Source organism: Clostridium lentum (assembly GCF_014287815.1).
Lineage (GTDB): Bacteria > Bacillota > Clostridia > Clostridiales > Clostridiaceae > Clostridium > Clostridium lentum.
Window position 1 is genome coordinate 299,265 of record NZ_JACOOQ010000001.1, and the last position, 14,405, is coordinate 313,669.

At 27.0% G+C, this 14,405-nt stretch carries 12 protein-coding genes; 10 read left to right on the forward strand and 2 right to left on the reverse strand.

Annotation, left to right across the window (positions count from 1 at the left end):
• The first annotated feature begins 301 nt into the window (after window positions 1–301).
• Complete coding sequence (locus H8R92_RS01390; RefSeq protein ID WP_022212935.1) at window positions 302–937, forward strand: nitroreductase family protein; 636 nt, start codon at window positions 302–304, stop codon at window positions 935–937.
• A 150-nt stretch (window positions 938–1,087) separates the two neighbouring features.
• On the opposite strand, the gene H8R92_RS01395 is transcribed toward H8R92_RS01390, so the two are convergent.
• Window positions 1,088–1,774 (reverse strand): cyclic nucleotide-binding domain-containing protein, encoded by a 687-nt coding sequence (locus H8R92_RS01395; RefSeq protein ID WP_022212936.1) that lies wholly within the window; start codon window positions 1,772–1,774, stop codon window positions 1,088–1,090.
• A gap of 306 nt (window positions 1,775–2,080) precedes the next feature.
• On the opposite strand from H8R92_RS01395, the gene H8R92_RS01400 reads away from it, so the two are divergent.
• From H8R92_RS01400 to H8R92_RS01440, 9 genes are all read left to right on the forward strand, one after another.
• Entirely contained in the window at window positions 2,081–3,139 is a 1,059-nt protein-coding gene (locus H8R92_RS01400; RefSeq protein WP_022212937.1) for a BMP family lipoprotein, read from the forward strand.
• A 108-nt stretch (window positions 3,140–3,247) separates the two neighbouring features.
• Complete coding sequence (locus H8R92_RS01405) at window positions 3,248–4,756, forward strand: ABC transporter ATP-binding protein (RefSeq protein WP_022212938.1); 1,509 nt, start codon at window positions 3,248–3,250, stop codon at window positions 4,754–4,756.
• A complete protein-coding gene (locus H8R92_RS01410) occupies window positions 4,746–5,849 on the forward strand; it encodes an ABC transporter permease (RefSeq protein ID WP_022212939.1) in 1,104 nt (367 codons plus the stop codon). The genes H8R92_RS01405 and H8R92_RS01410 overlap by 11 nt, the downstream gene beginning before the upstream one ends.
• Window positions 5,849–6,760, forward strand: a complete 912-nt coding sequence (locus tag H8R92_RS01415; RefSeq protein ID WP_186834489.1) for an ABC transporter permease — start codon at window positions 5,849–5,851, stop codon at window positions 6,758–6,760. Before H8R92_RS01410 ends, H8R92_RS01415 begins: the two co-directional genes overlap by 1 nt.
• A gap of 10 nt (window positions 6,761–6,770) precedes the next feature.
• Entirely contained in the window at window positions 6,771–7,568 is a 798-nt protein-coding gene (locus tag H8R92_RS01420; protein ID WP_186834490.1) for a metallophosphoesterase family protein, read from the forward strand.
• A gap of 205 nt (window positions 7,569–7,773) precedes the next feature.
• Window positions 7,774–8,541 carry an ABC transporter ATP-binding protein gene (locus H8R92_RS01425; protein ID WP_186834491.1) on the forward strand — a complete coding sequence of 256 codons (768 nt, stop codon included), beginning with the start codon at window positions 7,774–7,776 and terminating at the stop codon, window positions 8,539–8,541.
• Complete coding sequence (locus H8R92_RS01430; RefSeq protein WP_186834492.1) at window positions 8,531–10,570, forward strand: FtsX-like permease family protein; 2,040 nt, start codon at window positions 8,531–8,533, stop codon at window positions 10,568–10,570. The genes H8R92_RS01425 and H8R92_RS01430 overlap by 11 nt, the downstream gene beginning before the upstream one ends.
• A gap of 97 nt (window positions 10,571–10,667) precedes the next feature.
• Window positions 10,668–11,339 (forward strand): response regulator transcription factor, encoded by a 672-nt coding sequence (locus H8R92_RS01435; RefSeq protein WP_186834493.1) that lies wholly within the window; start codon window positions 10,668–10,670, stop codon window positions 11,337–11,339.
• Entirely contained in the window at window positions 11,336–12,346 is a 1,011-nt protein-coding gene (locus H8R92_RS01440) for a sensor histidine kinase (protein ID WP_186834494.1), read from the forward strand. Before H8R92_RS01435 ends, H8R92_RS01440 begins: the two co-directional genes overlap by 4 nt.
• 86 nt (window positions 12,347–12,432) lie before the next feature.
• On the opposite strand, the gene H8R92_RS01445 is transcribed toward H8R92_RS01440, so the two are convergent.
• On the reverse strand, window positions 12,433–14,355 hold the full coding sequence (locus tag H8R92_RS01445; RefSeq protein ID WP_186834495.1) for a sensor histidine kinase: 1,923 nt from the start codon (window positions 14,353–14,355) through the stop codon (window positions 12,433–12,435).
• Between the last annotated feature and the right edge of the window lie 50 nt (window positions 14,356–14,405).

Genomic DNA, 14,405 nt, shown 5'->3' on the forward strand with positions numbered 1-14,405 from the left:
ATTAGTACAAAGAAAAAAGCTAGTTAAAGTAAGAAACAATAATTTTGAAATTTTATTAACCATAAAAAACCTCCTATAAAGTATGCATTACAATAATTGTAAAATGGAAGTTATGAAAAAATTGTAATTATTTATAAAAATAGTTTTAAAATAACTCTAAAGAAGTTTGTAATTAATGCTCAATGATAAATTAATAATTATCAAATATAAAATGCACTATTATAGATGTTATTATAAATTTGTTAATTATGTGAAAATAGTATAAAATTAATGATAATATTATTATGAAGGAGCAGGTTTAATGTCAGAATTAGATTTTATTTATAAGAGAAAAAGTATAAGAGATTATAAAGATGCAGTAATTCCAAAGGAAGATATACTAAAGATGTTAGATGCAGCAACTCATGCACCATCACCAAAGCATCAACAAAATTGGCATTTTGTAGTGGTACAAGATAAAGAAATAATAAATAAAATGGCTGAGGCAGTAAGCAAGAGTCATGAATATATTGCTTCATTAACTAAAAATGAAGATGAAAAGAAAAAATTTATGAGAGTATTGCCTTATTATATTAATTTCCAAAGATCATCATGTGCCATATTAGTTTATGCCAATGAATATAAGATGGTGGAAGAGAAAATATTAAGAGAAAATAATGTAGGTGAAGATATAATAGAAGTTATGAAATCTACACAATCTGCAGCACAAGGAATTGGAGCAGCAGTAGAAAACTTTATGTTAGCAGCAACAGCTATGGGATACGGTGCTTGCTATATGACGGGTCCAGCTCATGCTAAAAAAGAAATTGAAGAAATAATCAATTTTGAAAAACCTGAATACTCATTAATGTCCATAATTTCACTAGGAGTTCCAGCAGATGAAACACCAGATAGTCCTAAAAGAAAGCCATTAGAAGAGGTTGTAACATTTATCTAAAAAAAATTCTGAAGTAATTTAAGCTTCAGGATTTTTTTCTATTAGTTAAGATAGAGCATTAATTTTGAAGTTTAAAAAGCTCAAAAGGAAATAGATAAATATCTTACCTATCTAGGGTGTATATTATCAGCAGTAAGTGCAATAGTAGTATTAATTCCTTTTATTATCAGTATTATGAGAATTTGATACAATTTTTATTAGATAATCTCTATCTAAAATGGTGTAAGACTTTCCATCTTTAGATAGTATATTTGTATTACAAAATAAGTTAACTACTCTTAATAAGTGACGATAGCTTGCACATAGAAGTTCTGCACATTCTGTTAAGTTATAAGAAAATACTCCATTTTTTTCAGTTCTTAATATAAAAGATGCTAATCTACTTTCTAAGGATTCATAAAGATTTGTACAAGTAGTATTATTCATATAGCTAAGTCTTTCACTAAGATTTTCACAAATATATCTTAAAAAGATAATATCATTTAGAAGTAATTGTCTATATTTCATAGATATGCCTATACAGTGTACCATTGAAGTTGCTTGAACTGAAGCGGTTGGGGATTTTTGCCAAAGGCTACAAGCTTCACCTATAATTTCAAATGAATTAAAATGAGATAAATACATTACTTTACCAGATGTTGAGTATGAAAAAACTTTAATAGTTCCACTTACTAAAAAAAATAGATATTCTGAACATTCTCCTTCGTTAATTAAAAAGTCACCTTTTTTAAATGAAAATAAATCTAAATATTTACTAATATTTTGTGAAAATAGCTTAGTTATACCTGTGCTATTTATATATTCATCTAATAATGCCTTATTCTTAACTTTTGCCATAATTTCCTCCCCATATATATGTAGATTAATTATTAATTGTTCGTTAATTTATAGTAAATATTTTAGCATAACAAAAAATATATAACAATAAAGATGTAAGTTAATAAGTGAAAGAAAATATAATTATATTAAAAAAATGCTGAAAATATGGCTAATAAAGACGATTTTACAGGAAAAATACGAATGATAAATAAAAAAAATAAAAAAATATACAGATTTTTTCGTAAAAACATGACTTGCGTCATATTTTTTTGTGTTTATAATAATTATAATATAATTGATAAATGAACTATAGGAGATGAAATAATGAAAAAAATAGTAAAGTCTTTATTACTTGTTATGACTGTATTTCTTTTTGCTGGATGTTCTAATTCAAGCAACAATCAATCAGCAGGAAGTGAAGGAAATAATGGAGATTATTCTAAATTAAGAGTAGCTCTAATTTCAGATACAATAGGAACAGAACAGTTTATTCTTCAAGCATATGAAGCTTTAAAAAAAGCAAGCGAAACATATGGATTTAAAATGACATCAATTGAATGTACAGATACTGCAGCATGGGAAGAAAATACAATTGCTGCATCAAATGAAGGATATGACTTAATTATAGGTATAGGTTGGCAAGCTGCTGATCCATTTAGTGCTGCTGCTGACAAATTCCCAAATACAAAATATGCTGTAATTGATACAACTGCGTCTAATGAAAAAGTAACAAGCTTTGGATTTGATGAAGCACAAGGTTCATACGTTTTAGGAGCAATGATTGGAACAGCTTTTCCTAACGAAAGCTTATATGGATATATATCATCATTCCAAACACAAGCTACATACAAATATAGATATGGATTCTCAGAAGGAGTAAAATCTGTTAATCCAGCAGCTAAATTTATGTATAACTATACAAACTCTTACAGTGATACTAACTTAGCTTATGAATATACATTACAACAAAAAGCTGCAGGGGCTAATTTTATATTTGGTGGAGTATCTGCTAGTGCAAACTCAGGTATATATCAAGCTGCTCAAGAATTAGCTAAAAAAGGTACACCAATATACACAACAGGGTTAAGTATTGATCAAACAACTTCTGAAAACCCAAGTATAATAAGTGGATTATTAAAGAATACTGGAGCAGTTATGAATACTATAATTGATAGATTCTTAGTTAATGGGTTAAATGGTGGTGCACAAGTCCTTGGATTAAAAGAAGGTGCATTTGGAGTTGTTGGTGTTTCTCCAGAAGAAATGAACTATAGAAACACAGAAATTATGACTGATGAAGTTTTAGCAGCTGGTAAAGCAGCAGCAGAAAAAATTATTTCAGGAGAATTAGTAATTGAAGTTCCTGAAGAATCTGCAAACTAATAAGAATATAATAAGCACGTAGTGCAGTTATATAAAGAGGTGAAGCAATTTTCGCTTTGCCTTTTATTATATTTTCCTAAATTAATTTAGAAAAGGAGTAAGTTTTACATGATTTTAGAAATGAAAAATATTGTTAAAACCTACGGCAATGTTGTAGCTAATAACAAGGTTAATATTAATCTAAATAAAGGAGAAATACTTGCTGTTGTTGGAGAAAATGGTGCTGGAAAATCTACAATAATGAAGATTCTTTATGGGTTAGAAAAACCAGATTCTGGAGAAATATTTATAAATGGAAAGAAGATGAACTTCCATAATCCATCAGATTCAATGGCACAAGGAATAGGTATGGTTCAACAACATTTTATGCTTTTTGAATCAATGACTGTTGCAGAAAATATTGTATATAAAAATGAAATGAAAAAAGGAGTATTTTTTGATTATAAAAAGAATATTCAAATGGTTGAAGAACTTTCAAAGCGTTATATGTTAAAGGTGGATCCTAATGCTATTGTGGAAGAGTGTCCTGTAGGACTTCAACAACGTGTTGAAATCTTAAAAACTCTTTATCAAAATGCAGATATTATTATTTTTGATGAACCATCAGCAGTTCTTACACCTATTGAAGTAGACGAGCTTTTAAAAACAATGAAGCAATTAGCTAAAATGGGTAAAAGCTTAATAATTATTACTCATAAGCTTCATGAAGTTATGGAAGTTGCAGATAGAGTAGTAGTAATGAGACTTGGTCAAGTTGTTGCTGAAAAATTAAAAAAGGATACAAGTGTTGAGGAATTATCTTATTTAATGGTAGGAAGACAAATTGCCAATAGGGTAATCCCTGAAAAAGAAACTAAAGAAGTTCTTTTAGAAGTTAAAGATTTAACTTTAAAAGGTGAGCATGATAAAAATATTTTAAATAAAGTTAATTTACATATTAAAAAAGGTGAAATAGTAGGTATTGCAGGTGTATCTGGAAATGGTCAATCTGAGCTTATTAGATGTATTACAGGGTTAGAAAAGGTTGATGGTGGTAAAGTTACTATTGATAAAAAAGATATTACAAATAAAACTGTAATGAACATAAGAGAAGCTGGTATTGCACATATTCCAGAAGATCGTTATATGTGGGGAAGTGCACCAGAAGCTACTTTAGCTGAAAATGCCTTAATGGGATTTGAGGATACTAAAGAGTTTTCTAAAAGGGGAATATTAAATATTCAAAAAGTTACATCTCATGCAAAAGAATTAATTTCTAAATTCCTTGTTAAAGCAGATTCACCTTCGCAAAAAATAAAAGAACTATCAGGTGGAAATGCACAAAAACTTATTGTTGCAAGAGAGATGGCCATGGAGACGCCTCTTATTATTGCTTGTGAACCTACAAGAGGTATTGATATAGGGGCTATAGAGTTTATACATGATCAGCTTGTTGCAAAGAGAAATAGTGGAGATAGTGTTTTATTAGTATCTTCTGAATTAAGTGAAATTATGGATTTAAGTGATAGAATTTATGTAATTTATGATGGTGAAATTGTTGGTGAATTTAAAAGAGGAAGCATTGATGAAAAGGCATTAGGTCTTTTAATGGTAGGAGGTAAAAATAATGAAAAGTAAAAACTCGTTATTGGAAGGCAGTGCAAAAAGTAAATTTTTAGCTGTATTTGAACCATTAAAACATCCATTGCAAGCTATATTTGTTGGATTGTTATTAGGTGGAGTAATTATTGCACTTTCAGGATTTAATCCTTTTGAAGCGATCATAGGAATGTTTAAAGGTGGATTTGGTTCAGCTTATTATTTAACTACCACATTAACACGTTCAGTTCCAATTATATTTGCCGGGCTTGCTGGTGCATTAGCTTGGGGATCTGGTTATTCAAGTTTAGGTGCAGCAGGGCAAATGGTTTTAGGTGCTTTTACTTCAGCAGTTGTAGCAGTTATATGTCCAGGACCACCAGCTTTTGTTGTGGCAATGTCTCTTGCTAGTGGAGCTTTAGTAGGTGTTTTATATTCACTTATTTCAGCTTATGTAAGTGAAAGATTTAAATTAGATTTACTTATTATAACACTTATGATGAATTATATTGCTGATTACATAGCTTCTTACTTTACAACATATGTAGTAAAAGATCCCTTAGGAGCAGATTCTTCAGCAATTCAAACTCAAAAATTAATAGACAACATTTTACCTAAAATGTTTGAAGGATATTCATTGCACTGGGGATTTGTAATTGCGGTTATTTGTGTTTTAGTTGTACTTTTCATAATGAAAAGAACAAGCTTCGGATATAAAGCAAAAATGGGAGGTTTAAACGCTAATTTTGCAAATTATGGTGGAGTTAATAGTACTAAAATGATGTATTATGTATTAATGCTTAGTGGAGCTTTAGCTGGACTAGGTGGTGCATGTGAAGTTTTAGGTACAAGATATCGTTATGTAGATAATATGATTACATCTCCAGGATATGCATGGACTGGTATTATAGCTTCATTAATGTCAAGCAATCATCCAGTTGGTATTTTAGTAAGTGGTATTTTCTTAGCTGGAATTACTACAGGGGGAAGTACCATTGAGCGTAGTATGGGAGTACCATCAGAAGTAACAACAATTATTCAAGGTATAATTACTTTATTAATCACTGCAAAGTTTGCTGTTAAGTGGTATAAGAAGAAACAAAATACAACGGATAAGGAAGGAGTAAAATAATGGAGTTAAGTGTAGATTATTTAGCAGTGGTGGCTAATTCAACTCTTCGTATGATGACACCTATTTTATTAGTAACTTTAGCTGCAGCTATATGTACTAGAGTACGTATTTTTAATATTGCAATGGAAGGAACAATGTTAACAGGAGCATTCTTCAGCATTGTTGCCAATTATTATACTCATAATGTATTTTTATCTGTTCTTGCAGGAGCAATTAGTGGAATGATAGTTTCTGCCATTGTAGGATTTTGTATTATTAAGCTAAAAGCATCTCCAGTTGTTGTTGGTATGGCTACTAATACCATGATGGGTGGAGCTACAACATACTTACTTTATATAATTTTCAAAACAAAGGGAGTATTTACAGATCCAAGTTTAGTTAGTCTTCCAAAGATTGATTTACCTATAATTAAAGATATTCCTGTATTAGGAACTATTCTTTCAGGTTTAACATTTATTGATTATTTAGCTTTTATATTAGCAATAGGAATATATATTTTCTTATATAAAACAGTATTAGGCTATAGATTACGTGCTATAGGAATTAATAAAGAAGCTGCAAGAAGTCTTGGTACTCCAGTAGAAAAGTATCAATTCTTAACAATAAGTTTATCTGGAATATTATGCGGGTTAGGTGGAGTTCTTCTTTCTATGGGAACTGTAACTTTATTTATGCAAAATATGACTTCAGGACGTGGATATATTGCCATGGCTGCTAATAATTTAGGAAAGTCTCATCCAATAGGAGTTCTTTTATCAAGTTTATTCTTTGGATTTTCACAAGCAGCAGGAAACGTACTTCAAAATACATCATTAAAAACACAAATTACTGCATCTATTCCTTATGTAGCAACAATTGTTGCACTTATATTATTTAGCATACAAAATAAAAGAAAAAAGAAAAATAAGTAGGTGAATAAGTATGAGGTTTTTACACTTATCAGATATTCACTTTTTAAGAAAATATCATAAAGCTGAAAAAGGATATAATTCTATTTTTAATAATATGACAAACCCTGTAGAACAAATTAAAAGTTGTCTAAAGAAAGTAGATTTAAAAACTATAGATTTTATTATTATTACTGGTGACTTAGTAGAGTCAGGGAGCGCTGAAGATTATAAAGTTTTAAAATATGAATTAGATAGGTTGTTTAAAGGTATTCCATATGTAGTTACATTAGGAAACCATGATAATAAAGAAGCTTTTTATAAGGGTTGGTTTAATAAGGAATCTAATAAATCCTATAATGTTGTTAAAGAAATAGGTGACTTAAGGATAATAAGTTTTGATAATTCCAACTATAAAAATAGTGATGGATTTATTTCAAAAGAACAATATGAATGGATAAATAAACAATTAAAAACTGATTGTGAAAAAGATACCATATTAATGCTTCATCACCACCTTTTAAAAGACCAATTCACTACTCCATCAATAGATTTTGATGATAGTTTTGAGGAAGTTATAAATAGTAGTGATATTATTGGAATTTTTACAGGCCATACTCATCATCCCTTTAAAGGTGTTTTTGCAGACAAGCCTTATTTTACAGCAGGAAGCTTGAGTTTTGTAGGTTATGATGAGAATAATGGTATTGTAAGATTTGAAGAATATCCTAGATTTAGTCTTTGTAAATATAAAGAAGGAAAAATTTCAGTAGAAGTAATTTCAGCTTTAGATGAAAGTAAGTTATTGACAGTAGTTAATTTTAAAGAATAGATTAAACTAGTATGAGTTTTTATAAAATATACATAAAAGTTCATTGAAATAATATAGAGATGTTAAATTACATTTTTGTAATGTTAATGAAAGATAAATCCCTATGATGTAAAGATAAGATAAAGATATAATAACTAATGTAATATAGAAATATATTTCATTAGTTATTTTTTTATTATAAAGAATATGAAAAGAGGAGATAAATATGAAAAATATTTTAACCGTAGAAAAAATAGAGAAGTATTATGGTAATAAGGGAAATATAACAAAAGCCATAGATAATATTAGCTTCAAAGTAGATGAAGGTGAGTTTGTGGGCATAATGGGTCCTTCAGGTAGTGGGAAAACAACCTTACTTAACTGTATATCAACTATAGATACGGTGACTACTGGAGAAATAATAATTAATAATAAGGATATCACCAGGTTAAAGGCTAAAAATTTAGATAAGTTTAGACAAAATGAGTTAGGGTTCATTTTTCAAGACTTTAATCTTTTAGATACACTGACAGCATATGAAAATATTTCTTTAGCATTAACAATAAAAGGCGAGAAGACTTCAGAAATCCATGGGAAAGTAGAAGAAGTAGCTAAATACTTAGGAATAGAAGAAGTTTTGAATAAATATCCGTATCAAATGTCTGGTGGGCAAAAACAAAGAGTAGCTTCAGCTAGAGCCATAGTGACAAATCCATCATTAATTTTGGCAGATGAGCCTACTGGAGCTCTAGATTCCAAGGCAGCAAGATTACTTCTTGAAAGATTTGAAAGTTTAAATGAGGATTTAAAGGCAACTATTTTAATGGTTACTCATGACGCTTTTACAGCTAGTTATGCTCATAGAATTCTTTTTATTAAAGATGGCAAGATTTTTACTGAATTAGTAAGAGGCAATGACACAAGGAAAGAATTCTTTAACAGAATAATTGAAGTAATAAGCCTGATTGGAGGAGATGACAATAATGTATTCTAAAATAGCTATAAAAAATGTTAAAAAGAGCTTTAAAGATTATAGTATTTACTTTTTAACTTTAACACTAGCAGTTTGTATCTTTTATAGCTTCAATTCTATAGAGTCACAAAAAGCTTTCATGGAAATGTCATCTTCAGGAGCAGAATTTATAGATGAAGTTTCAGCAATGATTTCTTATGTATCAGTCTTTGTAGCAGTAATTTTAGGAAGTTTGATTATTTATGCCAATAACTTTTTAATAAAAAAGAGGAATAAAGAACTAGGTATTTATATGACCTTAGGTATGGGAAAAGCAAAAATTTCTAAAATATTAATTTTTGAAACCATCATAGTAGGTGTACTTTCTTTAATAAGTGGTTTAATTATAGGGTTTATAGCTTCCAAAGGATTATCAGTTTTAGTGGTGAAATTATTTCAATTTAAGATGAATAAATTTACCTTTATGATTTCAATATCAGCCATTGGAAAGACTATCTTTTATTTTGGAATAATGTTTTTACTGGTAATGATATTTAATACATTTGTAATTTCAAAATATAAAATAATAGATTTATTAACAGTAGGCAGAAAAAATGAAGAAATAAAATTTAAAAATCCAATGATTTATTTTATTACTTTTATAATTTGTGTAATTTCTTTAAGTAGTGCTTATAAGCTAGTAATAGATGTGGGTTTAGAAGTAAAAGATCCAAGATTTATTATTTCTATAATTCTAGGGATAATTGGGACGGTATTATTTTTCTTTAGCTTAACAGGATTTATCTTATATATAGTTAAAAAGAATAAAAGTATTTATTTTAAAGGTTTAAATATATTTATTATTAAACAAATAAATAGTAAAGTAAAAACTAACTTTATTTCTATGTCAGTAATATGTCTGATGCTTTTTGTGACAATAGTAACTCTATCTACAGGATTTAGTTTTAAAAATGCGTTAGAATCAGGTCTTGAAGAAGCAACTCCTTATGATTTTAGTGCATATGTATATATAGATTCAGATTATAATATAATAAGTATTGAAGAATCATTAAATAAAATGGGGATTAAATTTACAGATAATGATAAGGTTGCTTATTATGATGAATACTCAAATGGTGAAAATCTTAATGATATTATGAATTTGAATCAAAGTGATGGAAACTTTAATCCAGCAATACGATATATTAAGATTTCTGATTACAATAAAATGAGAGCAATAAGTAATGAAGAGCCTATAGAGTTAGAAAAAGATGAAGTATTATTTACTTCTACTGTATCTAAGGTATTACCAGAGATAAAAGAGTATATGAGTAAAAATGATACATTAAGTATTGAAAATACTACTTATAAGATAAAGAATAAAAAAGTAATTGAAAATAATTTAGCTACTGATTACATGAAAAATAATTTTTGTACAATAGTAATAAATGATGATTTTTGTGATAAAGCAGAAGTAATTTTAAGTAGAGTGAATGTTAACTTTAAATTAGATAAAGATAAATCACAAGATGATTTAATGAAGAGTATAGATGATTTTAATGATAGAAGATATAGTTACTCTAATGATAGTATGAGTAGTTCAGTAGATAAAGATGATTATGAAGGAATTGGTTATGTTATGGCATCTTCTAGAAATTATATTTATGAAAGTAATAGAGGAGTAACTACTATAATTTTATTTGTTGGGATTTACTTAGGAATCGTTTTTTTAATCAGTAGTATGGCTGTTTTAGCCCTTCAGCAGTTAAGTGAAGCCAGTGATAGTATTGATAGATATATATCATTAAGAAGATTAGGGGTAAGTAAGAAAAGTATCAATAAGACGATATTTATGCAAACTTTAGTTTACTTTAGTATTCCAGTTGTTTTGGCTTTTGTACATTCGATAGTGGGGATAAAAGTTACCAATACATTTATATCTTTATATAATCAGCCTAATATTGCTGCTTCATCACTTATAACAGCAGGTATATTCTTAATAATGTATATAATTTATTTCAATATAACATATATTGGATATAAAAATATAGTGAAAAGCAAAATAAAATAGAATAAATTAATAGGAATCTATTTGAAGTAAATAAAAGATATTTCAAATAGATTTTTGTTATAATAAAAACAAATATTATTTTAATGAGGAAAATAATATGAAAAAAATAATTATAGTAGAAGATGATATTATCATAAGAGAAGAACTGACCAATTTTTTATGTAAATATAATTATCAAGTGGTAGCACCAGATAAGTTTGAAGATATAGTAGAATTTATTTTAAAAGAAGAGGCAGATTTAATTTTATTAGATATAAATTTACCTATTTATGATGGATATTTTATTTGCAGGGAAATAAGAAAAAAATCAGAAGTGCCTATTATCATTGTTACTAGCAGAGATAGTGAAATGGATGAATTAATGAGCATGAATTTAGGAGCTGATGATTTTATAACTAAGCCATATAATACTCAGATTCTTTTAGCAAGAATAGGTGCTATATTAAAAAGAACTCAAAGCAGTGCTATAGGAAATAATATTATAAAATGCAATGGATTTTCAATTAACTTAGCTAATGCAACAATTATATATAAAGATAAAGAGTTAGATTTAACAAAAAATGAAATAAAGATTTTTTCATGTTTACTGGAAAATAAGGGTTCTATAGTTTCAAGAGAAGCTCTTATGGAGTATCTATGGAAATCTGATTACTTTGTAGATGATAGTACCTTATCAGTGAATGTAACAAGATTGCGTAAAAAGTTAGATGGATTAGGCATTCAAAATGTCATTGAAACTAGAAGAGGACTTGGGTATATAATTGAATGAAAGTAAGTGATTTTTTTAAAGATAGGGCTTTATTTCTTATGGTAAATTTATTTTTATTTATTTTAGTGTTGTTGCTAATGATATCTGTTAAAACAGGGATGATAACAATATTTGTAGTATGGTGTATTTGGTTTTTACCATTACTTGGTTATTTGATATTAGATTATATTAGATGGAATAATTATTTAAAAAATATGAAAATTTCTTTAGGTAATTTAGATAAAAAATATTTGCTACCGGAAGTGATGGAAGATGGTAATTTTTTAATAGCAGAAGAAATAAATAAGATAATAAAAGCATTAAGCAGAGATATGCACGAAAATGTTAAACATTATCGAGAAATACAAGAAGAGTATAGGGAATATATTGAAACATGGGTACATGAAATAAAAACCCCAATAGCATCTAGCAAACTTTTAATAGAAAATAATAATAATGATGTTACCAAGAAGATAGATATTCAAATTGATAAAATAGATAATTATGTGGAACAAGTTTTATATTACTCTAGAAGTAATGAAGTTGGTAAGGATTATATTATAAAAGAAGTTAGTATAGAAGATGTAGTAAAAAAGGTAGTTAAAAGAAATTTTAGAAATTTTCTTGAGAAAAATATAAAGTTGCAGTTGACTGATATTAAAGAAAGTGTTTTTTGTGATCCTAAATGGATGGAGTTTATTATAAATCAAGTAATTAGTAATTCAATAAAATACTGTAATACAAAAGGAGCAGTAATAAAAATATATGCAGTTAATGAGAAAAATTCTGTGAGTTTAAATATTGAAGATAATGGAGTAGGAATAGTAGAAAGAGATCTTAAAAGAGTATTTGAAAAAGGATTTACTGGGGAAAATGGCAGACTATTTGGTATGAGTACAGGTATGGGATTATATTTATGTAAAAAGTTATGTAATAAGTTAGGACTGGCAATAAGTATTTCATCTCAAGAAGAAAAAGGAACTATAGTGATGATAGTATTTCCTAAAAATAATTTTGTAATTAAATAGAATAAAAAATATGGGTTGTATAAATAATTTATAATAAGTAAAAAGCAGGCTAATTAATATATACTGTTAATTAGCCTGCTTTTTACTTATATATAAATGTCTGATAGTTCAATTTTTACATTTTCACTAAGGTTATCATATGAAGTATATTCAGTTTCTATATTGGAAGTTTCTGTTAAAGGTAATTTTATTAAAAAGCTAGTTCCCTTATTAAGCTCTGATTTAACAGAAATTTTTCCATTATGTAATAATACAAATGATTTTACAATAGATAATCCAATACCACTACCTTCATTTTTTCGAGAAAAACTAGTATCAAGCTGGGTGAATTTATCAAAAATTCTATTTAAATCTTCTTTAGCAATTCCTATACCATCATCTTCCACTGATATATATAAGTAATCTTTAAAAATTAAATTTATTCTTATTTCACCATAAGGTTTAGAAAATTTAATAGCATTTGATAATAAATTTAATATGATTCTTTCAATTTTATCTGAGTCGAGTTTCAAGATTATATCTTCTTTATTAGTATCAAAAATTAAATTTAAATTTTTAGAGTTTGCATAAGGAATTACAGAACCAACTAATTCTTCTATTAGATTTACTATATTAACAGAAGATAAATTTAGTTTAGTATCATCTAACTCATGTTTTTGTACATCAATTAGATTATTTATTAATCTTAATAATCTTTTACAATTATTATCAATAATAGTTAAAGTATTGTTAGAATAAGAATTATACTCTATATTATTATAATTTATTAATTGTATAGCAGACATAATTACATTAATTGGAGTTTTAAGTTCATGGCTAATGTTAGATATAAAATGAGTTTTTATTTTGTTTGCTTCTTCAGCCTTATGCATAGCATTTATAATTGCTTTTTCATACTGTTTTTTATAAATAATATACAAAATTAAAGCACATATCATACTTAAAAGTGCAAGCAGTAATATCAATGAAGCAATAAATATATTTTTATATTCTTTTATTATATTAATTGGATGATTTAGTATAACAGAATCTTTAGGTAGATTAGAAATATTTATATTAAATTTTTTTAAAGCTTTATAATCAAAATAATATTCATTTGCTGTATCATCATCAATTAATAAATCCTTAGCATCATATCCATTTAAAAGATTCAATGCTATGGAGCCAGCTTTTTTTCCTTGTATAAAATGATTTATTACCTTTCCACCAATACTTCCATAACCTACATCATAATTTAAAGTGGAGTAAATTGGAGTAGATGCACAATTTGCAGCAATTAATTTGTTAAGTGAATTCTTATCAAAATTATCAAGATCTTTAAATTTATTTATGTAAAGTTGTATTATAGCATTATTATCAGAAAGATTAGATAATGTAAATAATACTTCTGATAAAGTTTTATCTTTTGTTAAAATCCATTTAAAATTAATATCAGGATAATCTTTAAGAATTTCTTCATAAGTTGAGATACCATATGTATCAATAAATGTTATAGTATCTACATTAGGATGAAAAGTTTTAATTAATTCAATATTATCTTTAATAGATTCAACTTCATATACTCCTGAAAAAAAATCACATTCTAAAGCTCGATTTAATATTTCAAAATCTTGTACACCTAAGAATGAAATGGGAATATCTTTAAATAAATCATCTCTATATTTAATACAAAATTCTGTTGCATCATCATCACCAGCGATTACAGCATCAATTTCAGTATAGTTTTCTAATGAATATTTAAGTAAATTATAGAATTTTTCTTCGTTTTCAATACTATCAAAAGTTTTTGAATTCATATATTGAATTATTACATTAGAGTCTGCAGTTAATCCTTTTTTTATTCCGTTAAATTGGTCTTCAATACTTATAAAACTAGGATCAAATGAACTGATAAAAAGAATGTTTAATACATTTTCTTCTGTGCTTAAAGCAAAAATAGAATTTGTTTTAAGAACAAAGGAATTGCTTATGAATATTAGTAAAAAAATAAATACTTTAAATTTTTTCATATGTTTCTCCAAAATAAATGTTAAAAATTATAAGCATAATTATAACAAAT

Excerpts from the sequence above, each read along its gene's own strand:
- H8R92_RS01405 (WP_022212938.1), top strand. The coding sequence starts at position 3,248 with ATGATTTTAGAAATGAAAAATATTGTTAAAACCTACGGCAATGTTGTA.
- H8R92_RS01400 (WP_022212937.1), top strand. The coding sequence starts at position 2,081 with ATGAAAAAAATAGTAAAGTCTTTATTACTTGTTATGACTGTATTTCTT.
- H8R92_RS01440 (WP_186834494.1), top strand. The coding sequence starts at position 11,336 with ATGAAAGTAAGTGATTTTTTTAAAGATAGGGCTTTATTTCTTATGGTA.
- H8R92_RS01410 (WP_022212939.1), top strand. The coding sequence starts at position 4,746 with ATGAAAAGTAAAAACTCGTTATTGGAAGGCAGTGCAAAAAGTAAATTT.
- H8R92_RS01425 (WP_186834491.1), top strand. The coding sequence starts at position 7,774 with ATGAAAAATATTTTAACCGTAGAAAAAATAGAGAAGTATTATGGTAAT.
- H8R92_RS01430 (WP_186834492.1), top strand. The coding sequence starts at position 8,531 with ATGTATTCTAAAATAGCTATAAAAAATGTTAAAAAGAGCTTTAAAGAT.
- H8R92_RS01445 (WP_186834495.1), bottom strand. The coding sequence starts at position 14,355 with ATGAAAAAATTTAAAGTATTTATTTTTTTACTAATATTCATAAGCAAT.
- H8R92_RS01415 (WP_186834489.1), top strand. The coding sequence starts at position 5,849 with ATGGAGTTAAGTGTAGATTATTTAGCAGTGGTGGCTAATTCAACTCTT.
- H8R92_RS01395 (WP_022212936.1), bottom strand. The coding sequence starts at position 1,774 with ATGGCAAAAGTTAAGAATAAGGCATTATTAGATGAATATATAAATAGC.
- H8R92_RS01390 (WP_022212935.1), top strand. The coding sequence starts at position 302 with ATGTCAGAATTAGATTTTATTTATAAGAGAAAAAGTATAAGAGATTAT.
- H8R92_RS01420 (WP_186834490.1), top strand. The coding sequence starts at position 6,771 with ATGAGGTTTTTACACTTATCAGATATTCACTTTTTAAGAAAATATCAT.
- H8R92_RS01435 (WP_186834493.1), top strand. The coding sequence starts at position 10,668 with ATGAAAAAAATAATTATAGTAGAAGATGATATTATCATAAGAGAAGAA.